25 protein-coding genes are annotated in these 26,952 nt (G+C 71.4%); 15 read left to right on the top strand and 10 right to left on the bottom strand.

What is annotated here, in order from left to right:
* Positions 1-3 precede the first annotated feature (3 nt).
* The 5 genes from RT2_RS17325 (at position 4) to RT2_RS17300 (ending at position 4,584) form a co-directional block, all read left to right on the top strand.
* A complete protein-coding gene (locus RT2_RS17325; protein WP_072846034.1) occupies positions 4-801 on the top strand; it encodes a carbon-nitrogen hydrolase family protein in 798 nt (265 codons plus the stop codon).
* Positions 802-872: 71 nt separating this feature from the next.
* Complete coding sequence (locus RT2_RS17320; RefSeq protein ID WP_072846033.1) at positions 873-1,505, top strand: phosphoribosyltransferase; 633 nt, start codon at positions 873-875, stop codon at positions 1,503-1,505.
* Between the two features lie 173 nt (positions 1,506-1,678).
* The gene (locus tag RT2_RS17315) at positions 1,679-3,466 is read left to right on the top strand and encodes an AMP-dependent synthetase/ligase (protein WP_072846032.1); all 1,788 of its coding nucleotides are present in this window, start codon (positions 1,679-1,681) and stop codon (positions 3,464-3,466) included.
* 223 nt (positions 3,467-3,689) lie between these two features.
* Complete coding sequence (locus tag RT2_RS17305; RefSeq protein ID WP_072846030.1) at positions 3,690-3,872, top strand: hypothetical protein; 183 nt, start codon at positions 3,690-3,692, stop codon at positions 3,870-3,872.
* A gap of 235 nt (positions 3,873-4,107) precedes the next feature.
* Positions 4,108-4,584: a uracil-DNA glycosylase family protein gene (locus RT2_RS17300; RefSeq protein ID WP_092776408.1), complete on the top strand. Its 477-nt coding sequence runs from the start codon at positions 4,108-4,110 to the stop codon at positions 4,582-4,584.
* Between the two features lie 16 nt (positions 4,585-4,600).
* On the opposite strand, the gene RT2_RS17295 is transcribed toward RT2_RS17300, so the two are convergent.
* Positions 4,601-5,350: a maleylpyruvate isomerase N-terminal domain-containing protein gene (locus RT2_RS17295; protein ID WP_072846028.1), complete on the bottom strand. Its 750-nt coding sequence runs from the start codon at positions 5,348-5,350 to the stop codon at positions 4,601-4,603.
* A complete protein-coding gene (locus RT2_RS17290; protein WP_072846027.1) occupies positions 5,347-5,970 on the bottom strand; it encodes an alpha/beta hydrolase in 624 nt (207 codons plus the stop codon). The genes RT2_RS17295 and RT2_RS17290 overlap by 4 nt, the downstream gene beginning before the upstream one ends.
* A 62-nt stretch (positions 5,971-6,032) precedes the next feature.
* Here RT2_RS17290 and RT2_RS17285 point away from each other — a divergent pair, with 62 nt between their 5' ends.
* Positions 6,033-9,491 (top strand): TM0106 family RecB-like putative nuclease, encoded by a 3,459-nt coding sequence (locus RT2_RS17285; RefSeq protein ID WP_072846026.1) that lies wholly within the window; start codon positions 6,033-6,035, stop codon positions 9,489-9,491.
* Between the two features lie 23 nt (positions 9,492-9,514).
* Here RT2_RS17285 and RT2_RS17280 read toward each other — a convergent pair whose 3' ends face one another.
* Positions 9,515-10,732 (bottom strand): amino acid deaminase/aldolase, encoded by a 1,218-nt coding sequence (locus tag RT2_RS17280; RefSeq protein WP_371851180.1) that lies wholly within the window; start codon positions 10,730-10,732, stop codon positions 9,515-9,517.
* An 89-nt stretch (positions 10,733-10,821) separates the two neighbouring features.
* A complete protein-coding gene (locus RT2_RS17275; protein ID WP_072846025.1) occupies positions 10,822-11,463 on the bottom strand; it encodes a TetR/AcrR family transcriptional regulator in 642 nt (213 codons plus the stop codon).
* 77 nt (positions 11,464-11,540) lie between these two features.
* Here RT2_RS17275 and RT2_RS17270 point away from each other — a divergent pair, with 77 nt between their 5' ends.
* On the top strand, positions 11,541-12,854 hold the full coding sequence (locus RT2_RS17270) for a D-arabinono-1,4-lactone oxidase (protein ID WP_072846024.1): 1,314 nt from the start codon (positions 11,541-11,543) through the stop codon (positions 12,852-12,854).
* Between the two features lie 106 nt (positions 12,855-12,960).
* A complete protein-coding gene (locus RT2_RS17265; RefSeq protein ID WP_072846023.1) occupies positions 12,961-14,289 on the top strand; it encodes an amidase family protein in 1,329 nt (442 codons plus the stop codon).
* A 19-nt stretch (positions 14,290-14,308) separates the two neighbouring features.
* Here RT2_RS17265 and RT2_RS17260 read toward each other — a convergent pair whose 3' ends face one another.
* The 5 genes from RT2_RS17260 to RT2_RS17240 form a co-directional block, all read right to left on the bottom strand.
* Complete coding sequence (locus tag RT2_RS17260) at positions 14,309-15,277, bottom strand: adenosine deaminase (protein WP_072846022.1); 969 nt, start codon at positions 15,275-15,277, stop codon at positions 14,309-14,311.
* A 4-nt stretch (positions 15,278-15,281) separates the two neighbouring features.
* Positions 15,282-16,655, bottom strand: coding sequence for a DUF1254 domain-containing protein (locus tag RT2_RS17255; protein ID WP_083577445.1), 1,374 nt, complete (start codon positions 16,653-16,655; stop codon positions 15,282-15,284).
* 50 nt (positions 16,656-16,705) lie between these two features.
* Positions 16,706-17,503: an enoyl-CoA hydratase/isomerase family protein gene (locus tag RT2_RS17250; protein WP_072846021.1), complete on the bottom strand. Its 798-nt coding sequence runs from the start codon at positions 17,501-17,503 to the stop codon at positions 16,706-16,708.
* A gap of 57 nt (positions 17,504-17,560) precedes the next feature.
* The gene (locus RT2_RS17245; protein WP_245709520.1) at positions 17,561-18,970 is read right to left on the bottom strand and encodes a DHA2 family efflux MFS transporter permease subunit; all 1,410 of its coding nucleotides are present in this window, start codon (positions 18,968-18,970) and stop codon (positions 17,561-17,563) included.
* Between the two features lie 74 nt (positions 18,971-19,044).
* Positions 19,045-19,650, bottom strand: coding sequence for a PadR family transcriptional regulator (locus RT2_RS17240; protein ID WP_072846019.1), 606 nt, complete (start codon positions 19,648-19,650; stop codon positions 19,045-19,047).
* A 106-nt stretch (positions 19,651-19,756) separates the two neighbouring features.
* Between RT2_RS17240 and RT2_RS17235 the strand changes: the two genes are divergently transcribed.
* The 6 genes from RT2_RS17235 (at position 19,757) to RT2_RS17210 (ending at position 24,710) form a co-directional block, all read left to right on the top strand.
* Positions 19,757-20,464 carry a GNAT family N-acetyltransferase gene (locus RT2_RS17235; RefSeq protein WP_072846018.1) on the top strand — a complete coding sequence of 236 codons (708 nt, stop codon included), beginning with the start codon at positions 19,757-19,759 and terminating at the stop codon, positions 20,462-20,464.
* 75 nt (positions 20,465-20,539) lie between these two features.
* Complete coding sequence (locus tag RT2_RS17230) at positions 20,540-21,571, top strand: glutathione S-transferase family protein (RefSeq protein WP_072846017.1); 1,032 nt, start codon at positions 20,540-20,542, stop codon at positions 21,569-21,571.
* A gap of 127 nt (positions 21,572-21,698) precedes the next feature.
* The gene (locus RT2_RS17225) at positions 21,699-22,376 is read left to right on the top strand and encodes a hypothetical protein (RefSeq protein WP_072846016.1); all 678 of its coding nucleotides are present in this window, start codon (positions 21,699-21,701) and stop codon (positions 22,374-22,376) included.
* A 24-nt stretch (positions 22,377-22,400) separates the two neighbouring features.
* Positions 22,401-22,844 carry a DUF6153 family protein gene (locus tag RT2_RS17220; protein ID WP_139191291.1) on the top strand — a complete coding sequence of 148 codons (444 nt, stop codon included), beginning with the start codon at positions 22,401-22,403 and terminating at the stop codon, positions 22,842-22,844.
* Positions 22,845-22,909: 65 nt separating this feature from the next.
* On the top strand, positions 22,910-23,563 hold the full coding sequence (locus tag RT2_RS17215) for a DUF305 domain-containing protein (protein ID WP_072846014.1): 654 nt from the start codon (positions 22,910-22,912) through the stop codon (positions 23,561-23,563).
* Positions 23,564-23,852: 289 nt separating this feature from the next.
* Entirely contained in the window at positions 23,853-24,710 is an 858-nt protein-coding gene (locus RT2_RS17210) for an LLM class F420-dependent oxidoreductase (protein ID WP_072846013.1), read from the top strand.
* Positions 24,711-24,770: 60 nt separating this feature from the next.
* Here RT2_RS17210 and RT2_RS17205 read toward each other — a convergent pair whose 3' ends face one another.
* Complete coding sequence (locus RT2_RS17205) at positions 24,771-25,958, bottom strand: YbfB/YjiJ family MFS transporter (RefSeq protein WP_072846012.1); 1,188 nt, start codon at positions 25,956-25,958, stop codon at positions 24,771-24,773.
* 106 nt (positions 25,959-26,064) lie between these two features.
* Between RT2_RS17205 and RT2_RS17200 the strand changes: the two genes are divergently transcribed.
* Positions 26,065-26,919, top strand: a complete 855-nt coding sequence (locus tag RT2_RS17200) for an LLM class F420-dependent oxidoreductase (RefSeq protein WP_072846011.1) — start codon at positions 26,065-26,067, stop codon at positions 26,917-26,919.
* The last annotated feature ends 33 nt before the right edge of the window (positions 26,920-26,952 follow it).

Below are 26,952 nucleotides of genomic sequence, written 5' to 3'. Positions count from 1 at the left end.
GTCATGGTCGAGATCGCAGTGGCCCAGTTCGCCCCGGGCCTGGACAAGAACGAGAACCACCTGACCCTGCGCAACCTGGTCGGAGAGGCGACGGCCCGGGGGGCCCGACTGGTGCTCGCCCCCGAGTACGCGATGTTCACCCCACCCCGCACCGACGAACGACTCGTCGAGTCCGCCGAGCCGCTGGACGGCCCGTTCGTCAGCGGCCTGCTCGAGATCGCCGCCGAGTTCGGCGTGCACGTGGTCGCGGGTGTCAACGAGGCGCTGGCCGACGACGAACGCATCTCGAACACCCTGGTCGCGGCCGGTCCGGCGGGCCGGATCGAGGCCGTGTACCGCAAGCTGCACCTCTACGACGCGTTCGGCTACCAGGAGTCCGCGGTGATCCGGGCAGGCGCGGTCGAGTCCCCCGAGACGTTCGTCGTCGACGGCCTCACCTTCGGCATGCAGACCTGCTACGACCTGCGGTTCCCGGAGGTGACGCGGCGCATCGTGGACGCCGGCGCGGACGTGCTGCTGATGCCGGCGCAGTGGGTCCCGGGCCCGCTGAAGGAGGACCACTGGACCACCCTGATCCGGGCGCGGGCGATCGAGAACACCGTCTACGTGGCCGCGGCCGACCAGAGCGCCCGCACCGGGGCCGGCAACTCGATGATCGTGGACCCGATGGGCGTGGTCCTCGCATCGCTCGGCGAGACGGTCGGGACCGCCCGTGCCGACGTCACCGCCGCGCGGATCGCCGAAGTGAGGGAGAAGAACCCGGCGCTCGCGCTGCGCCGGTTCACCGTCACTCAGCGGTAGTCGCGCCCACCGAACCCGCGGGGAAGACCGGCACCGCAACCACCGCTGCACGGCGTAGCGTCGGAACCAGGATGCTCTACGACAGCCGGGCCACTGCCGGTCGCGACCTGTCCACCTCGCTCGGACACCTCCGCGACTCGAACCCGCTCGTGCTCGGACTGCCACGGGGCGGGGTCCCGGTGGCCGCCGAGGTCGCCCGCGCGCTGCAGGCCGACCTGGACGTGATCATCGTCCGCAAACTCGGCGTGCCGTGGCAGCCGGAACTGGCGATGGGCGCGCTCGGCGAGGACGACGTGCGGGTCCTCAACGACGACGTGGTCAAGCAGACCGGCGTCACCGCACTGGCGTTCGCCACGGTCGAGGCTGCCGAGCGCCGCGAACTCCGCCGGCGGGTGCGCATGTTGCGGGGCGACCGGCCCCGGATCCCGCCCAGCGGCCGGGTGGTGGTGATCGTCGACGACGGGATGGCCACTGGCGCAACCGCGGCCGCCGCCTGCCGGGTGGCGCGAGCCCAGCACGCGGCCCGGGTGGTCGTGGCGGTCCCGGTGTCGTCGACAGAGGCGGTCGCCCGACTCGAGGCCGAGGCCGACGAGGTGGTGTGTCCCCTCGTCCCGAGCTGGCTTGGCGGCGTCGGCGGGGCCTATCGCGACTTCCACCAGCTCACCGACCGGGAGGTGACGCTCGCACTCGGGCTGTCGACGTGATCTTCACCTCATTGCCGCCCGCGGAATCCGCAGTTCACAAAACTCGGAGTTACAGACAACCGACCCGAGGTGTCGCGAGTCGGGCATTCCGGGCATCGCAAGCGGGTGCGGACCTAGACTGAATGTGATCCAATGCACACTCGGTAAAACAAGCAGTTCACGAAGGGGTCCCAGTGCGAGAGTTCGACGTTCCGGCAACGTTTTCCATCCCCGAGGACATCTCGATGGCGGACACGGTGTTCCGCTTCGAGCAGGAGTGCCCGCAGCACGTGCCGTTCAAGCGGCTGGTGAACGGTGCCTGGGTCAACGTCACCGCCGCCGAGTTCGCCACGCAGGTCAAGGCAGTCGCCAAGGGCCTGATGGCCTCCGGCGTCGAGCTCGGGGACCGGGTGGCCATCCTCTGTGCCACCCGCTACGAGTGGGTGGTGCTCGACTACGCCATCTGGACCGCCGGTGGCTGCACCGTCGCCATCTACGAGACCTCCTCGCCCGACCAGGCCAAGTGGATCCTCGAGGACTCCGCCACCTCGCTGCTGGTCGTCGAGACCGCCAAGCATGCCTCCTCGATGAAGGACGTCGCCGAGGCCGCCCCCGACCTTCGCGAGATGTTGCAGATCGAGGCCGGGGCGCTCGACGAACTGACCACCCGCGGCGCGGGCATCAGCGACGAGGACCTGCACACGCGCCGCGGCCAGGTGAACGCGGCCTCCCCCGCCACCCTCATCTACACCTCCGGCACCACCGGCCGCCCCAAGGGCGTGCAGCTCACCCACTCCAACTTCAGCGCCGAGTCGCAGGCCGTCAAGATCGCCCTGGCCGACGCGCTGGCCGAGGGGAAGAGCACCCTGATGTTCCTGCCGCTGGCGCACGTGTTCGCTCGCGCGATCTCGTTCGGCGCCTTCGACAACAAGGTCACCGTCGGCCACACCTCGGACCTCACGACCCTGCTCGAGCAGTTCGCGACGTTCAAGCCGAACTTCATCCTGTCCGTGCCGCGCGTGTTCGAGAAGGTCTACAACTCGGCCAAGCAGAAGGCCGAGGACGGCGGCAAGGGCAAGATCTTCGGCAAGGCGGCGGAGACCGCCATCGCCTACAGCGCGGCCCTCGAGGCCGGCGGTCCGGGTCTCGGCCTCAAGCTCAAGCACGCCGTCTTCGACAAGCTCGTGTACTCGAAGTTGCGCGCGGCACTCGGCGGCGAGTGCGACCGCGCGGTGTCCGGCGGTGCCGCGCTCGGCGCCCGCCTCGGCCACTTCTTCCGCGGCGTCGGCATCCCGGTCTACGAGGGCTACGGCCTGACCGAGACCAGCGCCGCGATCACCGTCAACACCGTGCGGGCGCAGAAGGTCGGCACCGTCGGCCAGCCGATCAACGGCCACGCCGCGAAGATCGCCGACGACGGCGAACTGCTGGTGAAGGGTCCCGTTGTGTTCAGCGGCTACTGGCACAACGACGAGGCCACCGCGGACTCCATCCGGGACGGCTGGTTCCACACCGGCGACCTGGGATCCATCGACTCCGAGGGCTTCGTCTCCATCACCGGCCGGAAGAAGGAGATCATCGTCACCGCGGGCGGCAAGAACGTCGCGCCGGCGGTGCTCGAGGACGCGCTCCGGGCCCACCCGCTGATCAGCCAGTGCCTGGTGGTCGGCGACGCGAAGCCGTTCATCGGCGCCCTGATCACCATCGACCCGGAGGCCCTGCCCGGTTGGCTCGAGCGCAACGGTCTCGCCGCCAACCTGCCGATCGCCGAGGTGATCAAGCACGCCGACCTGGTCGCCGAGGTCGACGCCGCGGTCGCCGAGGGCAACAAGAAGGTCTCCAACCCGGAACAGATCAAGAAGTACCGGATCCTGGACGTCGACTTCACCGTCGAGACCGGCGAGCTGACCCCGACGCTCAAGCTCAAGCGCAACATCATCCATCAGGAGTTCGCCGTCGCGATCGAGGGGATCTACTCCTGAGCGGACCAATCCCCGACCGAGGGATGCGCTCGTGTGACTAAATGGTCGTTCCCGCCGAATTCTCCGGCGGGAACGACCATTCGTCGTTTGTGTACCGACTTCACGAAGGAGATCTTCCGATGCTGCCCCTGCAGGACATTCTCGTATTCGACCCGGTGACCTCGTTCGTCAACTCGATCGCCCTGGCGCTCGGCTCGACCGACGCCGTGATCATGACGTAGCGGTGCGGGTTCTGGGCGTGGAGTTCATGTCGATCATGCCGACGACCGCGCCCAGAACCGACCACCCGGAGTCCGGTGCCGCCGGATTCGGTGACGCGATGCCCAAGCTGCTGCTGGTCGCCCCGGGAGATCGCGGCGATCTACTCCTGACGTTCCTGCCCCGATCGGGGCAGGTGTGTGGCTGAATGGGTCGTTCCCGCCGAATCATCCAGCTGGAGCGGCCCATTTGTCGTTTCTTGTACCGACCTCACAGAGGAGTTATCGAATGCCCAACCCCGACGAGATTGACGCCCCCATCGGCACCTTCGACCACCTGCTGGCCGAAGTCTTCTCCCGCATCGCCCTCGCACTCGGCTCCACCGACGGACCATGACCTAGCCGACCTCGGCGCCGGATCGCGGTCGGGGTTCAATGGCAGCCATGCCGACGACTGCGCACCCCGCCCCGGAGGACGGCTCACCCGGATACGGTGACGCGTTTCCCAAACTGTTGCTGGTCGCCCCGGCGACCGCGACGCATTCGCGGCTGCTGCACTCGCTGCACCTCGCGGGGGTCGCCGCACGACCCGGCGGCCGCGACGCCACGGGCCAGAAACTGTTCGGCGCCCGCATCGTCACCGACCCCGCGTCCGAATGGGAGTCGTTGCGGCCGTTGGTGCGTGCGGTCGTCGCCTTCGGCGCGGACGCGTGGGACGCGTCGTTGCGGGTCCTGGCTCTCGAGGAGGCCGAGTTCACGCACGGCGAATCGGTTGCGGGTACCGGCGACCGACCCGTCACGGTCGTCGCGTGCCTTGGGCTCGACGACGCCGCGCTGACCGACGCGATGCTCGCCGACGTCCTGGCCACCGGGCAGCGGGCCGCCGGACTGTCCTGGGGGTGCGGCGGAAGCGCCCGATGACCCGTCCGTGGTCGGCTCAGATCCGCGCCGCGTCCACCATCGCCTGCGCGACCCCGGCGTCACCGAACACCTCCAGCGCGGCCAGCGGCCGCCGTCGCCACATGGTCAGCAGCAACTCCTGCGCCGTGCCCCGCACCGCGACGTCGCCCTTCGCATGCCCGGCCGTGACCCGCACGCCGTCGGGAGTCAGCGTCAACAACCACTCGGCGTCGGGTGCGTCGGTGCCGTGCAGGTGGACAGTCTTCTCGCGCAACACCACCGGGACCTCCGCCAGCACGCGCGGCAGCATCAGCCGGGCCCACTCGTCGACGCCGTCGACGGACCCCGTCACCGACATCGCCTCGGGTGCGGGTCCGCCGGCCGCGTGGACGGCGTCGGCGGCGTCGACCCGATGGACCGCGACCTCGTGTGCCTGCCGTCGTGCCCAGAACCCGACGGTGCCGGGTCCGGCGAAAGTCGGCGCCGCCCGGTCGAAGTCGTGGGCGGTGAGTTCGGCGAGCAACTGCTCCAGCGCCTCGCGGTAGGCGGGCAGGCAGTCCGGTCCCTTCGGCAGCGACAGGAGTTCGGCGGAACCCCCGAGGTCCGCACCGGGTCCGGCCGCGAGGGTGGCCGCCACCCAGCGGTGCACCTTGCCGGTGTGCCGGAGCACCCGCTCGAGCGTCCACCCCGGCACGGTGGGCACCGGGGCGTCCAGCGCGTCGACCGGCATCGCGGCCAGCCGGTGTCCCTCGATCCGAAGCAGGTCCAGGTGTTCGTCCGGGGTCATTCGTGCACGGTAGCCCGCCAGAGGAACTCGGTCACGTCGGCGGTCACCTCCGGCGCCACCGGCTCGTGCAGCAGGTCGTGACCCGCGTCGGGGTACTCCCGGAGCACCACGGCCGGCAGCCGCCCGGCCCACTCCCGCACCGGGTCGACCGGCGCGAGCCGGTCGTCGACGCCGTGCACCGCCAGGATCGGAGCGTGGACGGCCGCGAGCAGCTCCGGCTCGGCGGCCACGGACCGCGGCAGGCCGCACAGCACCACCGCCTCGAAGGCGTCCGGCGCCGAGGCCAGCGCGGCGACCGCGGCGGCCGCGCCGAGCGAGTGGCCCATCACCGACAGCGGCAGGCCCGGCCGGTCCGCGGCGGCGAGCTCGGCGAGCAGCAGTGCGTTGTCGCCGAGTTCTCGCAGCGGACCGGCATCGCCGAGGTCGCCCTCGCTGAGACCGTGGCCGACGTGGTCGAGGGCCCATACCTCGACATGTTCGGCCCCGAGCGCCCGCGCGAAGCGGTGGTAGTGGCCGCTGTGCTGGCCGCGGCCGTGCAGGAACACCAGGCCGGCGACGGGATCGGCGCAGGGCCAGTGGCGGTAGTGGACCTGCCCGGAGGCCCCGGCGAAGAACGGCACCGGCCAATTATGGTCTCGTCGCCGAACGGGACGTGTCGGCACCGTCTGCGATAGTCGTCCTCGTGTTCCTCCTCGACGACGTGTTGATCTACAGCGCCAGCGACCTGTCCCAGGCCGCGCAGTGCGAATACGCGCTGCTACGCCGGCTCGACGCGAAGCTGGGGCGGATCGAACCGGCCGGCACCGACCGGCGGGACGCCATGCTGGACCGGACATCCGAGCTCGGCGCCACCCACGAACAGCGTCAGCTCGACCGGTACGTCGAGCGATTCGGCGAGGGCGTGGTGCGGATCGACCGACCACGCCTGGACTTCGAGGAGCTCAGCCGGGCGAACAAGGCGACCGTGGCCGCCGCCCGGGCGGGTGCCGACGTGATCTACCAGGGCACCTTCTTCGACGGACGGTTCCTCGGCTTCTGCGACTTCCTGGTGCGTGAGGGCGACCGGTACGTGGTGGTCGACACCAAGCTCTCCCGCCACGCCAAGGTGACGGCCCTGCTGCAGCTGGCCGCCTACGCGGACGCGCTGACCTCGGACGGGATCCCCACCGCGTCGCACGCCACCCTGGTCCTCGGCGATCACGCCGCCGCGGACCACCCGCTGGGCGACATCGCACCGGTCTTCCGGCAGCGCCGCGACGAGCTGGTCCGGATGCTCGAGGAGCACCACCGCGAGCAAGCCCCGGTGTCCTGGTCGGATCCGCGTTACCGCGGCTGCGGCCGGTGCGATGAGTGCACGCCGGAGATCGTGCGAACCCGAGACCTGCTGCTGGTCGCCGGGATGCGGTCCTCACAGCGCGAGACGCTGATCCGCGGCGGCGTCACGGACATCGACGCCCTCGCCGACCGGACCGAGCCGGTCCACGGGATGAGCGCACGCACCCTCGGCGGCCTGCAGGCCCAAGCCGCGGCACAGGTCCGGCAGGAGCACTCGCACACCCCGGTGTACGAGGTGATCGACGGTGCGACGGCCCTCGCCGCCGTCCCGGAACCCGACCCGGGCGACATCTTCTTCGACTTCGAGGGCGACCCGCTGTGGGCCGAGGACGGATCGACCGACTGGGGCCTCGAGTACCTGTTCGGGGTGACTGAGACCGACGGAACCTTCCGCCCGTTCTGGGCCCACGACCGCGCGCAGGAGCGCCGCGCCCTGCTCGACTTCCTCGACTACGTCGCCGAGCGCCGGAAACGCTTCCCCGGCATGCACGTCTACCACTACGCGGCCTACGAGAAGACCGCGCTGCTGCGGCTGGCCGGTCGCTACGGCGTCGGCGAGGAATCCGTCGACGCCCTGCTGCGCGAGAACGTACTGGTGGACCTGTACCCGGTAGTCCGCGGAGCGGTCCGCGTCGGCGCCTCGTCGTACTCGATCAAGAAGCTCGAACCCCTGTACATGGGCGACCAGCTGCGCGGCGACGACGTCGCCACCGCCGTCGATTCGATCGTCGCGTACGCGGACTACTGCGCGCTGCGGGACGCAGGCAAGGACGGCGCAGCCCATCTCCTCCTGCAGAAGATCGCCGACTACAACGAATACGACTGCATCTCGACGCTGCGGCTGCGGGACTGGCTGCGGGCCGTCGCGGCCGAGCACGGAGTGCGGCCGCACCCGGCTCAGCAGGTGCTCTCGGCGCCCGTCGAGGAACCGAGCGCGGCCGAGACCGCACTGCGCGACCACGTCGGCGACACGCTGCCCGGCGAGCGAACCGACGACCAGCGGGCCGCCGCCCTGATGGCCGCCGCGGTCGGCTACCACCGGCGGGAACGTAAGCCCTTCTGGTGGGCGCACTTCGACCGGCTCGTCCAGCCCGAGGACGAGTGGGCCGAGTCCGCCGACGTCCTGGTGGCCGACCGGGTCGAGGTGCCGGTGGAGTGGCACAAGAGCACGCCGCGGCAACGCAAGCAGCGCAGGCACGTTCGCCTCGCCGGGCACTGGGGCGCCGGCACCACGGTGCGCGTCGGGGACCAGGTGTACGCGCTCTACGAGCAGGGCAGCGGGATCGGCTCCGACGACCCGCGCGCCCGCGGCGCCGTCCCCGTCACGATCCTCGCGCTCGAGGAGGAGGTCGGGCCCGACGGCAAGCCGCGCGAGGTGGCGGTCGTGGAGGAACTCGAGCCGACCGGCACCGGTCCGCATGCCGTCGCACCGATGGCGCTCGCCCCCGGACAGCCGGTCCGCACGGTGGCCATCGAGGCCGCGGTCGCCGAGCAGGCCGCCGCGATGGCCGCGGCCCTGCCGTCGATGCCCGCCTCGGCCGCCGTCGACGTGCTTCGCCGGGTGCCGCCCCGCACCCGCTCCGGCAGCCCCCTCCCCGTCGCCGATCCGGACCACAGGGCCGCCGCGATCGTCGCGGCGCTGCGCGACCTCGACAACTCCTATCTCGCCGTGCAGGGGCCACCCGGCACCGGCAAGACCCACACCGGCGCGGCGGTGGTCGCGGAACTGGTGAACCGGTACGGCTGGCGGATCGGTGTTGTCGCCCAGTCGCATTCGGTGGTCGAGAACATGCTCGACGGAATCGTGCGCGCCGGGGTGCCGGGCGAGCAGGTCGCGAAGAAGCCCGGTTCCGGGCTGTCCGAGCACCCGGCCTGGACGAAGATCGAGTCCGGCGCGCTGGCCGGCTTCCTCGCCGAGCACGAGCAGACCGGCTGCGTGATCGGCGGCACCGCCTGGGATCTCGCGCACACCGCCCGGGTGCCCGCCGGCAGCCTGGACCTGTTGGTGGTCGACGAGGCCGGCCAGTTCTCCCTGGCAAACACGGTCGCGGTGGGCATCTCGACCCGGAACCTACTGCTGCTCGGCGATCCGCAGCAGCTGCCGCAGGTCAGCCAGGGCACCCACCCCGAGCCGGTCGACGCGTCCGCACTGGGCTGGCTCGCCCAGGGACACGGCGCGCTGCCACCCGAACTCGGGTACTTCCTGGACCGGACCTGGCGGATGCATCCCGCGGTCTGCTCGGCGGTCTCGGACCTGTCCTACGACGGTCGACTGCGCTCTCAGGAGCCCGTCACCACCGGCCGGGCGCTGGCCGGCGTGGAGCCCGGCGTCACGACGCTGCACGTGGAGCACCGGGGCAACTCGACGGAGTCCGCCGAGGAGGCCGAGGCCATCACCGCCGAGGTCCGGACGCTGATCGGCACGCCATGGACCCCCGGCGTCGGCGAACCGGCCCGCCCACTCGCCGAGGGCGACATCCTCGTCGTCGCGCCCTACAACGCGCAGGTGTCGCTGATCCGGGCGCGCCTCGCCGACGCCGGCCTCGGCGACGTCCTGGTCGGCACCGTCGACAAGTTCCAGGGCCGGGAGGCCGCGGTGGTGTTCGTGTCGATGACCGCCTCGTCGATCGACGAGGTGCCCCGCGGCATGGGTTTCCTGCTGTCCCGCAACAGGCTGAACGTCGCGGTCTCCCGGGGGAAGTGGCGGGCGGTGATCGTCCGGTCCCCCGCCCTGATCCAGTACCTGCCCGGGACACCGGCGGGCCTGTCCGAACTGGGCGCGTTCATGCGCCTGAGTGGCGGGTAGCGCCCGCTACCCGCCGCCGGACGTCAGCCGAAGCACTGCCCGTCGCCGCGGTAGGTCGGGACCACGGTGCGGGTGCCGTCGGTGTCCACCAGGTGCAGGGCGGTGAACCGTTCGCACAGCTCGCCGGCCTTGGCGTGCCGGAACCAGACCCGGTCGCCGATCCGCAGCCCGCCCGCGGCGAGCCCGGTGACCGGCGTCTGCACCTCGCCGACCCCCTCGTTGCGCAGCAACTTGAGGCCGGCCGGCCAGACCGGCGTCGGCACCCGGGATGCGCCGGCCGGGCCGGACGCGACGTAGCCACCCGCGAACAGCGTCGCGATCTTGGGCGTCGGGCGGCGCACCGCGGACAACGCGAAGAACAGCGCCGGCCGCGGCGTGAACGCGCGGTAGCGGTCGAACAGGGTCGGGACGTACAGCCCTGAACCCGCGGTGACCTCGGTGACCGACGGGTCGGCGGAACTCACCTCGAGCGACCCGGTGCCGCCGCTGTTGACGATCTCCAGCTTCCCCGCGGCCGCGGAGACCGCGTCGACCACCGCGCCGCGGCGCTTGGACAGCTCGGCGGCGGAGGCACGCTTGACCAGTCGGATCGCGGGGCTGCTGTCAGGCAACCCGGCGATCTGCGCCTCGTAGAACATCACGCCGACCACCCGGAAGCCCCGTCGCACGGCCGCCCGGGCCAGCGATTCGGTCTCCTCCGGGGTACGCAGCGGTGAGCGGCGGACGCCGAGGTGCACCGGCCCGACCCGCAGCGACGCGTCCACGTCCAGGCACACCCGGGCGGGGACCGAGGAACTGCCGGCGGCGGCGTGCACCACGTCGAGGTGGTCGGCGCTGTCGATCATCAGGGTGATCGAGTCGAGCAGCAGCGGGTCCGAGGCCAGCTCGGCGATCGCACCGCGGTCGGTGGTGGGGTAGCCCATCAGGACGTCCCGGGCCCCGAGGCGCACCAGCCAGATCGCCTCACGCAGCGAATAGGACATGATCCCGCGGAAGCCACCGCGGGCGGTGAGCCCGGTCCCGAGTGTCTCCTCGAGCACCGCGCGGCACCGGACCGACTTGCTGGCCACCCGCACGGGCGTCCCACCTGCCCGGCGGAGGAGGTCCGCGGCGTTGGCGCGCAGCGCCCCCAGGTCCATGGCGGCGAGCGGCGGATCCAGCTCGCGGGTGGCGGCGTCCAGTCGTGCGCGGGTCGCGCCGTCGCGGGCCATGGTCTCCGGACGGTCGGAAATGGCGGTCATGCCAACGAGTCAACCACCCGAACTGGACGACTGTCCACGTCTTGGCGCGACCACTTTTCCGCAGCGGCGAAGTGCGAGCCGATCCCGGGTCAGAGTTCGACGGCCTTGCCGGTGATCATCTGCACGAGGTCGTCGAGCTCGGCGATGACGCCCTCGCTGTCCCGGTCCACCAACCACCGGAGCACGATCCCGTCGATCACGGCCAGCGCGAATCGCGCGATGTGCGCGACCGGCTCGGTCCACTTGGTGCCGGTGTGCGCGGCCGACTGCTCGAGGAAGTCGACGGCCTGGGCGTCCATGGTCCGGTACTGCATGTCCGCGATCACGCCTGCCAGCTCCGCGCCGGCTGCCTGCTGACGCAGCCCGTACGCGGTGATCTCGTAGGTGAGAAGCTGACGGTTCGGCGTCGCCTCGATGATCGGCCACATTGCGGTGATTCCGCTGTGCAGCACCTCGCGGAGCCCGCGCAGGCCGCCGTGCTGCTCTTCGCTCTGCGCCTGACCGAAGGCGAAGCCCAGCGCCTGGCTCAGCTGCACGACGAGCGACTCGCCCATCGCGGCGACCAACGCCTCCTTGCTGTCGAAGCAGTAGTGCACCACCCCGAGCGAGACCCCCGCATTCTCGGCGACCGCCCGGATGGTGACAGAACTGATACCACCCCGCTCCGCAATTCCCATGGCAGATTCGACAAGTTGCGCGCGACGCTCGTCCGCCGGAAGCCTGTTCAGCATTGGATGATCCTAGAACGCAGAAATAAAGATCGCGTCAACTGTTGACCTGGACGACTGTCCATGTGAATAGTGGCGTCATGGATCAGCAGACCTGGCACAACTGGGCTGAGTGCGCAAGCGCGAGCCCGCGACGTTACGCAACGCCCGCGAGCGTGGCCGAGCTCAGTTTCGAAATCGCCCGCGCGACGACGGAAGGCCTGCACGTCAAGTGCGTTGGCGCTGGTCACTCGTTTACGCCAGTGGCCGTGACGGACGGCGTGTTGATCAGCCTGGACAACCTCTCCGGCATCAAATCCGTCGTCCACACGGAACCGGCCGGCGCGCTGGTCACCGTTCTCGCGGGAACGCGGCTTCGCGACCTGAATCCCATGTTGTGGGATCTCGGACTCGCCATGACAAATCTCGGCGACATCGACGCCCAGTCGATTGCCGGCGCAATCGCCACCGGAACCCACGGCACCGGTGCCCGATTCGGCGGACTGGCCACCCAGGTGCGCGCGCTGACCCTGGTACTCGCGGACGGCACGGTCGTCGAATGCTCCCCCGAAGAGAATTCGGAGCTGTTCGAGGCCGCCCGCATCGGCCTCGGCGCGGTGGGCGTGATCGCCACCCTCACCCTGCAGTGCGAGCCCGCGTACGCCATGCGCGCGGTCGAGTCGCCGGATCGCCTCAGCGCGGTCATGGAGCGCATCGACGAGAACTCCCGCGGCGTCGACCACTTCGAGTTCTACTGGTTCCCCCACACCGACCGCGTGTTGACCAAGCGGAACACGCGGCTGCCGGCGACCACCCCACTCGAGCCGGTGGGCCGGGTCCGCGGCTTCGTCGACGACGAGCTGCTCTCCAACACCTTCTTCGAAGGCGTCAACCGGGTTGCGGCCCAGTTCCCCGCCGCCATCCCGAAGATCAACGAGGTCGCGTCCCGGGCGCTCTCCGCGCGCGAGTTCACCGACCGCAGCTACCGGGTCTTCGCGTCCTCGCGGCGGGTGAAGTTCCGCGAGATGGAGTACGCGGTCCCGGTCGAGGCGCTGCCGGACACCCTCCGCGAGATCGACCAGTGGCTCGGCAGGTCCGACTTCCGCGTCGCCTTCCCCGTGGAGGTGCGCTTCGCCGCCGCCGACGACGTGTGGATGTCCACCGCGCACGGCCGCGACACCGCGTACGTCGCCGTGCACCAGTACTACCGCCGGGACCACCGCCCCTACTTCGACGCGGTCGAGTCCATCGCGCGCGCCGCCGACGGCCGGCCGCACTGGGGCAAGCTGCACAGCCGCACCGCGGCCGACCTGCGTCCCACCTACCAGCGGTTCGACGAGTTCTGCTCCGTGCGCGACAAGTACGACCCGTCCCGGGTCTTCGACAACGACTACCTCCGGCAGGTCCTGGGCTGAGCGTGACGCCCCAGGACGTGTCTCCCAATCCCCGTTTCGGCGCCCCCGGCGCCCAATCGCCAGGTGCATCCGAAAAGGATTGGGAGACACGTCCTAGCCTGATCGGATGACCGATCTGACTCGGCGGGGCTTTCTCGCATTCGGTGCCGCGGCCGGGACCACGCTGCTGCTCGGCGGCTGCGGTGACGGGGCCGCCGATCCGGGGGTCCCGCCGCTGCCCGGTGGCGGCGCCGCGGCCGCGTCCACCCCGGCGTCGCGGGCCACCTGGCGGGTGCAGGGCTCACCCCTGGCCGCCGCGTCCGGCTCCGGCGCCCTGGACGGGGCGACCGTGGCGGTGACCGACCTGTTCGCGGTCGCCGGCCAGCAGATCGGCGCCGGCACCCCGCGATGGCTGGCGCAGGCGCCCGTCGAGTCCACCACCGCGACGGCCGTCTCGCGCCTGCTCGGCGCCGGCGCCGCGGTGGTGGGGCTGGCGCAGACCGACGACCTCGGTTACGGACACTCGGGCGTCAACGACCTGTTCGGCACCCCACCGAACGTCGCTGCGCCGGAGCGACTCCCGGGCGGATCGAGTTCCGGCGCCGGCAGCGCCGTCGCCGCGGGCACGGCGACGGTCGGGCTCGGCCCCGACACCGACGGCTCGATTCGGATACCCGCCGCCTACCAGGGCCTGTTCGGGTTCACCGCGACCCGCGGCGCAGTCCCCACCGACGGCCTGGTGCCGCTGAGTCCCACCGTCGACACGATCGGCTGGCTGGCCGCCGACATCTCGACGCTGACGAAGGCGGTCGCCGCGTCGGTTCCGAATGCCCCCGCCCGCCCGCTGTCGCGGGCCGTCACCGCGCCCGGCGTCAACGCGGTGGCCGACGCCGTCGTGACGGCTGCGACCTCCCGGGCACTGACGGCCTGGCGCAAGTCGGGCCTGCCGGACCTCGCCGAACCGGACCTCGACATCGGCGCACTGCCGGACTGGCACGAGGCCGTCACCACCGTCGTCGCCTACGAGGCGTGGCAGCGTCACGGCGGGATCGCCGCCGCGGCGACGACCTCGCTGAGCGGTGAGCCCCGGGAGAACTTCACCGGCGCCGGCCGCACCTCCCCGGAGGCCTACCGGCGCGCGTCCGACACCCTCGCCGGCGCCGCCGCGACGGTCCGCGCCTTCCTCGGCGACCGGGTGCTGGTGCTGCCCACCACCGCGACACCGGCCCCGCCGCTCTCGGACGGCGACCTCAGCGGAGACACCTACCGCAACACCATGCGCAGCACCGGGATGCTCACCTGCATCGCCACCGTCGCGGGGCTGCCCACCGCCACCGTGCCGCTGGGCACCCCCGGCGCGGCACCGGTCGGACTGTGCCTGGTCGGCCCCGCCGGTCGCGACCTCGACGTGCTCGCGCTCGCCCGTGCGGTCGTCGAAGCCGGTCTGACCCGCTGACCGGACCCGACCGCCGGCGTCAGGACTCCCCCAGCAACTCCCGCTTGCGCTCGGGCGAGGCGAAGGACGCAAGGATCGAGTTGCGGGCCAAGGTTTCCCGCTCCTCCTCGGTCAGTCCCAGGCCGTCCCGCAGGCCCGCGAAGTTGTCGTCGACGTAGCCGCCGAAGTACGCCGGATCGTCGGAGTTGACGGTGACCAGCAGGCCGGCGGCGAGCATGGCCCGCAGCGGGTGCTCCGCCATGGTGTCGACGACCCGCAGCCGGACGTTGGAGAGTGGGCACACCGTCAACGGGACCTGGTCGTCGACCAGTCGGGTCACCAGCGCAGGATCCTCGAGACAGCGCACCCCGTGGTCGATCCGCTCGACCCCGAGCAGGTCGAGCGCCTGCCAGACGTACTCCGGCGGGCCCTCCTCCCCCGCGTGCGCGACGGTCCGCAGGCCGCTCGCCCGGGCCCGGGCGAAGACGTCCACGAACCGCGACGGCGGGTTGCCGACCTCCGCGGAGTCCAGCCCGAGGCCGAGCACCGGCACGTCCAGCCCCAGCAGCTCGTCGAGCATCGCGGCGGCCTCGGCTTCCGGGCGGTCGCGCAGCACAGCGGCGATCAGCGCGCTCGACACCCCGAACTCCGACTCGCTGCCACGGACGGCGTCGCCGAGTCCGTCGAGCACGTCCCGCAGCGGCACCCCGCGCGCCGTGTGCGCCTGCGGATTGAAGAAGATCTCCGCGTGCCGCACCCCGCCCGCGGCCGCCCGGGCGAAGTACGCACGGGCCAGGTCGGCGAAGTCCTGCGCGGTCCGCAGCACCGCCATGTTCGCGAAGTACAGGTCCAGGAACGACTGCAGGTCGGTGAACTCGTAGCGCGAACGCAGGTCGTCGAGGTCCCGGTACGGCAGCGTCACCCTGTTGCGCTCGGCGAGCGCGAAGATCAGCTCCGGTTCGAGCGAGCCCTCGATGTGCATGTGCAGTTCGGCGAGTGGGGTCGGCATCTTCTCATCCCTCGGGTTCGGGTTCTGGCGGGGTCCAGGACGGGTCGGTGGGCAGGTAGGACCGCAGCATCACGACGAACTCGCCCTCCGGGGCGGGCAGCCAGTTCGACGTACCGGTCGCCGGCTCGGCCGCGGCCAGCCAGACGTCGAGGGAGCCGTCCGGATTGCGGGTCAGGCCCGGGGTCCGGTCGCCGATCGCATACCGGCCCAACACATTCGGGACGAGGAACATGTCCGGCCCGTACATGGTGACGGACCAGAATCCACGCCGGTCCACCGGCGGCAGGCCGTCGGCGGGGAAGTGCAGTCGGTAGCCCCGCTCGCCGCGCAGCGGGCGGCCGTCCGACGCCTCCCGCGCCACCGCGTAGGCCGACTCCTCCGGCACGTTGGCGCCGAGACCGATCCTGGCCACGACGGCGCGCTGGAGGTAGTCGGTGCCGTATCGGCCGGCGTCCGGCAGCGACCGCCAGACCCGGTCGCCGGTGGCGGTCGCCGCCGTGATCTGCCGGTCGCCGCGCGTCATGCCGGCGGCCAGCGCGTCCACCGTTTCCGGGCTGCCACCGCTCGGCGTCGCACCTGCCGTGACGCCCAGTGCGGCGATCCGGTCGAGCAGCGGCCGGTCGGCCGGTGGCGGCGGATTGGCGGCCAGGATCGCCGACAGCTCGTCGAAGTACTCCGGCCCCGACGCCACGAGCGCCTGCGGCGCCGGGTTGTCACCGCAGTCGTTCGGCGGCAGCGTCGGCGGCGCGCCGGCCACTGCCGGGCCGAGGACCCGCATCGAGTACTGCTGCTGGGCGGCCCGCGCCGCGGGCAGGTCCGCCTCCGATTCGACCAGTGTCCGGCCGATCATCCACGCGTCCCAGGTCGGGGACTCGACCACCGCCGCACCGGGCGGCGCCTGCCCGGACCAGCCGGGCGGTGCGATCAGCCGCGCGGCGGCGGCGGGGCCGGTCTCCCGGGTGCCGACGTTCGCAAACACGTTGGTGTACATGTCCAGGAACTGGAAACCGAAGTACCGCTCCCCCATGTCCGGGTGGGTGAGCAGCACCGGGCCGGCCCGAAGGTCCAGCCAGGCAATCGAATACAGGGTGTCGACGTTCGGCGCGACCACCGTCCGGGAGTCGGGCCCCGACAGCTGCGCCTGGTTGAACAGCTCGTTGACCGGCAGCAGGCACGTCATGTTCGCCCGGGTCCGCGCCAGCGTCACCGGCGCGGCGCCGTAGACGTAGGCGTCGGCGTCGGCGGCAACGTCCACCGGATCCGGAGCCGAGGGCGCGGACGTGGAACAGCCGCCGGACAACCCGGCCGCCAGCAACACCGACGCCGCGACCAGGACCCCTCCTGCGCGTCCCCCGCGGCGAACACCGGACCCAGACATGGCTTCGACCCTAGGCGTTGCGGGCGCCCGGTGTCAGACGCCGCGCGCCCTCAGTTCCCGGTGTACTGCGCCTTACCCGGTCCGACGTCGAGGAAGCTGCGCACGGCGCCTTGCAGGTCGTCGGTCTCGAACAACACCCCGGACACCTCCGGGGTGATCGAATCCGCGTGTGCGACACCACCGGAACGCCAGGCCTCGATGATCCGCTTGGTGGCATGGTGGGCCCGGGTCGGGCCGTCGGCCAGCCGCGCCGTCAACGCCCGTGCCGCGGCGTCCACGTCCTCGTGCACGGCGTTGACCACTCCCCAGGCATGCATCGTGGCGGCGTCGTACAGGTCGCCGGTCATCACCAGTTCCCGGGCCCGGCCGGAACCTGCGCGCTCCGCGAGCCGCTGCGGTCCGCCCATCGACGGCGTCAGCCCCACCACCGTCTCCACCAGACCGAACCTGGCCTGCGGCGCGGCCAGCACCAGGTCGCACGCCAGGGCGATCTCGAACGCCGCGGTCAGGGTCAGCCCGTGCGCGGCGAACACCACCGGGCAGGGCAGCGCCTCGATCGGGTGGACGATCTCCGCGAACAGGGTGCGCCAGAGGTCGGCGCCCTGCCCGGCGCCGAGCCCGTCGAACTCGTGCACGTCCACCCCGCCCGAGACCACCCTGCCCGCCGCGCGTAGCAGCAGCGCACGCGGCGGGGCCGCGGTCAGCGCGGCCACGTCCTCGGTGATCGCGTCGAACATCGCGCGGTCGAACAGATTCAGCGGCCCGTGCTCGAGGGTGAGGACGCCGAACTCGGCGCCGGCGTCGGTGGTGCTGCGTTCGAGGTGGGTGGGCTTCACTGTCTCCGTCATGACGCCAGTATCGCGCCGGGCACCCGACGCGTGCGTCAGTCCTACCCTCACTGCGTGTCAGGCCTCGACCGACTCCTCGCGGGCGTCCACCGGCGGCAGGTCCGACTCGCGGACGGGCCGCTCGAAGAACAACGACGCCACGAATCCGATCAGCAGCACGGCGGCCGGCAGCAGCACCGACTGCGCCATCGCGGTGCTGAAGCCGTCGCGGACGAAGTCGGGCAGCACACCGCCGGCGCCCTCCTCGCCGCCGGTCGGAATCCCGTTGGCCGAGAGCCGGGCGGTGATCAGCGCGCCGACGCCCGCGCTGCCGAGCACCGCGCCGACCTGGCGGGTGGTGTTGTAGACGCCGGACCCCGCGCCCGCCGCCTCCATCGGCAGGTTACGGGTGGCGGTGGCGGCCAGCGGCGACCAGATGAAGGCGTTCGCGATGCCCATCAGCCCGATCGGCAGCAGCAGTTCCCAGATCTCGACGTGCGGCGTCATCACCAGTGCCAACCAGCCCAGCGAGATCGCGAGCATCAGGAAGCCCGGCGCGGCGATGTAGCGCGGGTGCACCCGGTCCACCAGCTTGCCGACGTTCGGCGCCAGCGCGCCGGTGAGCACCGCCATCGGAACCATCAGCAGCGCGGACCCGGTGGGGGTCAGTCCCCGCACCGCCTGCGCGTAGAACATCAGCGGCAGCACCATGGCGGTGATCGCGAAACCCATGGAGGTGATGCCGATGTTCGCGAGCGAGAAGTTGCGGTCCCGGAACAGGCCCAGCGGCAGCAGCGGCTCGTTCTTGTTCCAAGACTGGTACCAGATGAACACACCGAGCAGCACGACGCCGATCCCGATCAGCACCCAGATCCGCGTCGACCAGTCGTAGGAGTTGCCCTCCTGCAGCCCGAACACCAGGGCAAACATGCCGAGCGCGCTGAGCACCACGCCGGGGATGTCGAAGCGGTGGCTGTGCGTCGGGAGCACCGGCACGAACTTGACGGCGGCGAGGAAGGCGATGATGCCGACCGGCACGTTGACGAAGAAGATCCACTCCCAGCCGAGGCCGTCGACCAGCACGCCGCCGGCCAGCGGCCCGACCAGGGTGGCGACGCCCGCGACCGCACCCCACAGGCCCATCGCGGTGCCGCGCTTGTCCGGCGGGAAGATCCGGGTGATCACCGCCATCGTCTGCGGGGTCATCATCGCCGCGCCGAAGCCCTGGAACACCCGCGCCACGATCAGCGGTTCGATGCTGCCCGACAGCCCGCACCAGAGCGAGGCGAGGGTGAACACCGTCAGGCCGACCAGGTAGAGGTTCTTCGGGCCGAACCGGTCACCGAGGCGTCCGGTGACCAGCAGCGGCACCGCGTAGGCCAGCAGGTACGCGCTGGTGACCCAGACGACGCTGTTGATGTCGGTGTGCAGGCCCGTCATGATCGCGGGGTTCGCCACGGCGACGATCGTGGAGTCCACGAGGATCATGAAGAACCCCAGGCACAGCGCCCACAGCGCCGACCATTGCTTGATCTCCGTGTTCTGGTTGAACTCGGTCACGGTCATCCCCTTGCCGGTTGGCTGAGTCGGTCTCTGATGAGTTCTGGTGTGAGCCAAGGCAGTTCGCCCGACTCGATCTCCGCCACCAACGCGGCCATCCAGTCCAGCTCGGTGGCGGCGAGCGCCCGCAGGTAGTCGAGCCCGAACCAGAAGACGCGCGGACGGTCCGCCGCGACGTGCACGGCCCGCACGGCGTCGAGTTCGTCCAGGTCCGCCTCGACCGCCGCGATCCGGGCCCGGAGCAGTCGGCACACATCGGCCGCCGCGAGGTTGTGCGCCTCCGCCAGCGCCAGCGGGAACTGCGGGTACTCGCGGACGGGGGCGCCGAGCAGTTCCGCGATCCGGGCCTCGAGTGCGGCGCGACCGCTGTCGGTGACGGTGTAGGTGGTGCGTTCGGGGCGGTTGCCAGCACGCTCGGTGCCGATCACCGCGATCAGTTCGGCCCGCTCGAGCCGCGCCACCGCGTGGTACAGCGAGCCGGGCCGGACCTTCACCACGCGGTCGACGCGGCGCTGGAGCAGCAGTTGGTGCATCTCGTAGGGGTGCATCGGGCGCTCGTTGAGCAGCGCGAGCACGGTGATCGCGAGCGGTGTCAGCGCTGTGGCCACTGCGCTCCCCCGATCCGTGTCCGCCCCCCAACAATTAGTCCAAGTGGAATATACGGCGAGGAGTAGGCGGCGGCAACATCTCGCCGGGACCGATAGCGTGACGGGGGTGGACGCTCATCATCTCGACATCGTCGCGCTGGCCTGGTCGCGCGCGCTCGGACTGCCCGACACCGCGCTCGCCCGCCCCGGCGCCCGCCAGGTGCTGGTCGACGACGACGCGGACCGGGTGCAGTTCCTCCGGCTGGCCGGCGCCGGCGCGCTGGTCGGCCCGCGGTGGGCGCTCGAGCGGGCCGAGGACCTCGACGACGACGCGCTGAGCGAGCGCAGCACCCTGCTCGACCTCACCAAGGACCACGGCGGCAGTTGCCCGGGTCCCCTCCTGCTCGCCTACACCGCGGAGGTCGGCGCGGACACCGGCGAGTCCGACGACCCGATGATCTCGCACGACCTCGCGGAAGTGCGGGCGCTCGAGGCTCTCTGCCCGCCGGACGAGGTCACCGAGGCGGCGCTCTCGGACCGGGAGCGCTGGTTCACCCTGCTCGACGACGCCGGCTCCCCGGTGGCCGCGGCCGGCTACCGCGAGTGGCAGGGCATCGTCGCGGACGTCGGCGCCCTCACCGCACCGGACCTCCGCCGGCGAGGACATGCGGCGGTCGTCGCGCGACTCACCACGAACGACGCCGTCGACGAGGGCATGATCGCGCAATGGCGCAGCCATCCCGAGAACATCGCGTCCTGGCAGTTGGCCGCGACGCTGGGCTATCAGGTGCTCGGATCCCACACCCTCGCCACGGTGCACCGCAGTAGCGTGTGAGCTGTGTCGTTGTACAGGCCCCACGGTCCGCGGCCGCGCCCGCGAATCGTCAGTCCAACAGGGAGTTGATTCGCAGTGACCGAGGAGAGCAGCTCCACCGGGGCATACGTCGGCAAGGGCAAGGAATTCACTCGTGACACCCGCTACATCGACACCCGGATCACCGCTGACGGACGCGACGGCTACCCGGTGGAGCCGGGCCGCTACCGACTGATCGTCGCCCGGGCCTGCCCGTGGGCGAACCGGGCCATCATCGTCCGCCGCCTGCTCGGGCTCGAGGACGTGTTGTCCATGGGCGTCTGCGGACCCACCCACGACCAGCGCAGCTGGACCTTCGACCTCGACCCCGGCGGCGTGGACCCGGTGTTGAAGATCCCGCGACTGCAGGAAGCCTTCCTGGCCCGCTTCCCCGACTACCCGCGGGGCATCACGGTGCCCGCGATCGTCGACATCCCGACCGGGCAGGTGGTGACCAACGACTACCCGCAGATCACCCTCGACCTGTCGACCGAGTGGAAGCAGTACCACCGCGAGGGCGCCCCCGACCTGTACCCGACCGAGCTGCGGGCGGAGATCGACGAGGTGGCCGAACTGGTGTTCCGGGACGTGAACAACGGCGTGTACCGGTGCGGGTTCGCCGGCAAGCAGGAGGCGTACGAGGCGGCCTACGACCGGCTCTTCGCCCGGCTCGACTGGCTGACCGAGCGGCTCGCCACCCAGCGATTCCTGGTGGGCGACACCATCACCGAGGCCGACGTGCGTCTGTTCACCACCCTCGTTCGGTTCGACCCGGTGTACCACGGCCACTTCAAGTGCAACCGCACCAAGCTCACCGAGATGCATGTGCTCTGGGACTACGCGCGAGACCTGTTCCAGACGCCGGGCTTCGGCGACACGATCGACTTCGCCCAGATCAAAGAGCACTACTACGTGGTGCACACCGACGTGAACCCGACGCAGATCGTGCCGAAGGGTCCGTGCCTGGCGAACTGGCTCGAGCCCCACGGCCGGGAGCTGCTGGGCGGCAGGCCGTTCGGCGACGGCACGCCGCCACATCCCCCGAAGCCCAGTGAAGTGGTCCCGGTCGAGCACTGGGCCCTGGGCTGACGACGCGGACCGCGACGCACGGCGCCGACGGACACCCGAGGCGGCCGGAGGAACAAACCACGGGGGCCGGCCGTTGGAAGGGAGTTCGGCCGCCAGTCGCGGTGGGCCGTGGCGAAGGGGAGAACCGATGGCGCACATGATGGGGCGGGTCGAGCAGGTCGTCGTGTCGCTGCTCGACAACGGCAGCAAGCTGCAGGGTCCCGCCGTCGCGAAGTACGTGGAGCGGGTCCGCCGCGCACACCCCGGCGAGAGCCCACAGCAGATCGTCGAACGGATGGAACGGATGTTCCTCACCGCGGTGACGGGCAGCGGCGGCGCAGTGGGTGCGGCCGCGGCGGTCCCCGGCATCGGGACGGTGGGCTCGATCGCCGCGGTCGGCGCCGAGTCGGTGTTCTTCCTGGAGGCCTGCGCGCTGCTGACGCTGGCGGTGGCCTCGGTACACGGCATCTCGGTCCAGCAGCACGAGCAGCGCCGGGCCCTGGTGCTCGCGGTCGCGCTCGGCACCTCCGGGATGGAGATCGTGGAGAAGGCGGTGGGCGTGACGACCAAGAACTGGGGTTCGCTGATCACCAACCGGATCCCCGCGCCCACGATGGCGGGGATGAACCAGAGCCTGCTGCGCAAGTTCGTCACCAAGTACGCGGCCCGGCGCAGCGCCCTGATCCTGGGCAAGCTGGTGCCCGCCGGCATCGGCGCGGCGATCGGCGGCGCGGGCAACCGGTCGATCGGCAAGGGCGTGATCAACAACGCCCGTGATGCCTTCGGACCGGCTCCGGCCAGCTGGCAGCTCGAACTCACTACCTGACCCCCCTAGGGTATGATGGCGATCATGAGTTGGGCTCGGCGACTGGTCGCGCGACCGGCAGCGCCGGTCGCGCTCCTGCTCGGCGTGCTGGTGTTCGGCCTGTTGGCCATGCACCACGTGCTCGCGGCCACTCCTGCGGCGCAGTCGGTCTCGCACGCGGCGACGACCCATGACACCTCCGCTCAGGATCATGTCGCATCCGCTCAGGAACCTGTCGCGGTCGCCGCGACCGCCCAGAACTCCGACACTCCCCCGGGCCACGGCGACAACCACCACGTGCTCAACCCGTGCCTGGCCGTCCTCGCGTCCGCACTGCTGCTGGCCCTGGCCCTGCTGCTGTTCGGGATTCCCGCGAACCCGATCCGGGCCCCGCGGCGCCGGACCCACCCGACTCTGAGTTCCGGCCGCGGGCCCCCGTTCCTGCCGACGTCGGTACGGCTGGCATCGCTGTGCGTGCTGCGGGTGTGACAGGGCCACTGCGTACATGCGCAGTCGCGACCGTCACACCAACAGCCACAGCCAAGGAACCAAAGATGAACACTCGCACCAAGACCGCAACCCTGATCGCCTCCGCCGCAGCGGCGGTCGCACTGCTCGCCGGCTGCGCGAACGACGGCACCGGCCCCGAGCACACCACCGAGCACCGGGCGGCGGGGACCTCGACCTCCATGTCCGCCACCACCCCGGCGGATGCCGCGTCGGCGCACAACGCCGCCGACATGATGTGGGTGCAGATGATGATCCCGCACCACCAGCAGGCCGTGGAGATGGCCGAGATGGTCTCGGACCACAGCACCAACCCAGAACTCGTCGCGCTGGCGTCGCGGATCGAAGCCGCCCAGGGCCCCGAGATCGCGCAGATGACGGGCTGGCTCGAGGACTGGAACGCGCCGGCGACGGACGCCACCATGGACCACTCCATGCCCGGTACGGACGCCTCCATGCCCGGGATGGACCACGGCGGCATGATGACCGCGGAGCAGATGACACAGCTCGACGAGTCCACCGGCGCGGCCTTCGACCAGGCCTGGCTCGAGATGATGATCGAGCACCACGTCGGCGCCGTCGACTCCTCGGAGGAGATCCTGGCCTCCGGTCAGAGCGCGCAGGTCAAGGAGTTGGCGCAGTCGATCATCGACGGCCAGCAGGCCGAGATCGACCAGATGAAGGCGATGCTCGGGCGGTAGGCGCCGCGTCGCGGGATTCGCCGCGACAGTGAACCCACACACCCCCGCGCGGCCGGTCATCCGGTCGCGCCGGGGTGCGCCCGACTCCGGCGCTACGCAGTACGTGGCCTCGGACCGTGCTCCACGACGAGACCCGGCAGTGCAATCCGCCAGTGCCGGAACCTGCCGGGTCGCGGAGGCTCACCGTGGAGGGAAGGCCGCAAAGAGACCGACCCGGTCGATCAGCAGCCGGAATGATTCGCCGGGCGGGTGTGGTTTCCACGAGCAGTCCACCGAAACGGAGCAGCAGATGAGCATCGACCCGCAGACCCCCAACCTCGGCCGGATCGGTGTGTGGCGTCACGCGTACGGCCTGACGCCCGAGTTCGTGCAGTCCGTCGAGAAACTCGGCTACGGCACCCTGTGGCTGGGCGGTTCGCCCCCGGCCGACCTCTCGATCGCGGAAGAGGTACTCGACGCGACGACAACCCTCACCGTCGCCACCGGGATCACCAACATCTGGGTCTCGCCGGCCGCCGAGGTCGCCGAGTCCTTCCACCGTCTCGAGGCCCGCCATCCCGGCCGCTTCCTCCTGGGCGTCGGCGTCGGCCACCCAGAGGCCTCGGCGGACGTCTACGCGAAGCCGTACCAGGCCGTGGTCTCATACCTCGACGAACTGGACGCGGCGGGGGTGCCCGCCGGACGTCGGGTGCTCGCTGCACTCGGCCCGAAGATGCTGCGACTGGCCGCCGACCGCGCCGCCGGCGCGCATCCGTACCTGACCACGCCGGAGCACACCCGTGAGGCCCGCGAACTGCTCGGGGCCACACCGCTTCTCGCACCCGAACACAAGGTCGTGCTCGACACCGACCCCGTCGCGGCCCGGGCGGTGGGGCGACCGCCTGTCGACAATCCCTACCTGCACCTGCGGAACTACGTCGCGAACCTGACCCGGCTCGGCTTCACCGAGGACGAACTGGCCGACGGCGGCAGCGACCGGGTGATCGACGCCCTGGTGGCGCACGGCGGCGCGACGGCGATCGCCGCGCGGCTGACCGAACACCTCGACGCGGGCGCGAATCACGTGGCCGTACAGGTACTTCCGTCCGACCGCGACGAGTTGCCCGCTCTCGCCGCACTCGCCGAGTCGCTGGCGCTGCGCGGGTAGCGGCCGTCTGCCGGGCCCCACCGCGCCGACAGGGTCACCCCAGCGCCCCCGCGCGACCGGTCACCCGGTCGCGCGGGGGTGTGCCTGCGCCCGGCGCTCCATCCGCAGCAGCGGCAGCGTGAAGAGCACCCCGGCCGCCAGCACCACCGCACCCACCGCCAGGGCCGGGGTGTATCCGCCGTCGAGCAGCGGCGCGACCATCAGTGGACCGATCACCTGCCCCACCCCGTACACCGCCGTGGCGATCGCCGGTGCCCGCGCACCCACCAGCACGGTTCCCTCGGCCAGCGCCAGCGTGACGATGGCGATCATGGTGCCGCCGAAGCACAACGCACCGAGCACCTGCACCACCGCGGAGCCGGAGACCGCCGACGCCGCCACGGCCGCCGCCTGCACCGTCATCGCCACCGTCAGCATCGTGACCTGGGAGTGCCTGCGCGACAGCCGCATCCAGAACACGCACGACGGCACCACGGCCAGACCAACCGCGATCCAGACCACGCTGCCCAGCCACGTCGCACTGCCCAGCGAGGCGACCGCGGCGACCAGGAAGGTGGCCGAGATGATGTAGCCGAGGCCCTCGCAGAAGTACGCGGCCAGCAGCCAGCCGAACGCCACCCGGTTCCGGCGCGGCACCCGGCCCGCTCCCCCGACCGCGTGCGGCTGCGGCCGTCCCCCGGGCAGCGTCCACGACAACGCCGACAACGCCGCGGCCAGCGCCGCCACCACCAGCCAGCTGGTCCGCCAGTCCGCGTCCGCGCCGAGGGCCAGGATTGCCAAACCGGACAACGCGATTCCGCCGCCGACGCCGCCGAACACCCAGCCGGCGCCGTCGCGACGGCCGGACAGTTCCTGGTGCGCGACCCGGGCGGTGAACACGAAGACCACCGCGCTCGCCAGACCGGCCAGCCCCCGCAGCGTCAGCCACACCGGCAGGGACTGTGTCAGCGGCATGGCCGCCAGCGTGGCGATCAGCGCCACCAGCGACACCCGCAGCGCCGCCCGGCTCCTGGTCAGCACCGGCAGGAATGTCGCGAGGACCGCACCCAGCAGGTAGCCCAGGTAGTTGACGGTCGCCATCGTCGCGGCCGACTCTCCGCTCAGGCCCGCCTGCTGCTCCATCAGCGGCAGGATCGGCGTGTACGCGAATCGGCCCAGCCCCATCGCCACCACGAGCGCGACACTCGCCCGCAGCACCAGGAGCCGGCCGTGTGTGCCGGAGAGCGCCGGATCGCGGAGGCCCACCATGGGTGGAACGCTACAAAAGAGCCGATCGGGCCGAATCAGCTACCGGTATGAGGTGCCGCGCCCGCATGGTTGATTGGCCCCGAGCAGTCCACGAACGGAGCAGCAGATGAGCATCGACCCTCAGACCCCCGACATCGGCCGGATCGGCGTGTGGCGCCGCGTCGCCGGGTTGACCCCAGAATTCGCCCGGGCCGTCGAGCGACTCGGCTACGGCACTCTCTGGATCGGCATCTCGCCGCCCGCGGACCTCGCCGTCGCCGAACAGATGCTCGACGCCACGACCACCCTCACCGTCGCCACCGGGATCACCAACATCTGGAGCTCGCCGGCCGCCGAGGTCGCCGAGTCGTTCCACCGCCTCGAGGACCGCCATCCCGGGCGCTTCCTGCTCGGCGTCGGCGCCGGCCACCGGGAGTCCTCGGCGGAGGTCTACGCCAAGCCGTACCAGGCCGTGGTCGCCTACCTCGACGAACTGGACGCGGCCGGGGTGCCCGCCGGCCGCCGGGTGCTGGCGGCGCTCGGACCCAAGATGCTGCGACTGGCCGCCGACCGGGCCGCAGGCGCGCACCCCTACCTGACCACGCCGGAGCACACCCGCGAGGCTCGCGAACTGCTCGGCCCCGCACCGCTTCTGGCGGCCGAGCACAAGGTGGTGCTCGACCCCGACCCCGTCGCGGCCCGGGTGGCTGGACGCCCGTTGGTCACTCCCTACCTGAACCGGCGGAACTACCTCGCGAACCTGGCCCGGCTCGGGTTCACCGCCGACGAGCTCGCCGATGGCGGCAGCGACCGGGTGATCGACGCACTGGTGGCGCACGGCGACGCACCGTCGATCGCCGCGCGGCTGACCGAGCATCTCGACGCGGGCGCGAATCACGTGGCCGTCCAGGTGCTTCCCTACGACCGCGACGAGGTGCCCGCCCTCGCCGCGCTGGCCGAGTCGCCGGCGCTGCGCGGGTAGCGAACCGCCGCCGGGCAGCGCCGCGCCGATAGG

Origin of the sequence: Rhodococcus tukisamuensis NBRC 100609 (assembly GCF_001894985.1) — a bacterium.
In the GTDB taxonomy this organism is placed as follows: Bacteria; Actinomycetota; Actinomycetes; order Mycobacteriales; family Mycobacteriaceae; genus Rhodococcus_G; species Rhodococcus_G tukisamuensis.
This window is presented reverse-complemented; position numbering and strand designations above follow the sequence as displayed.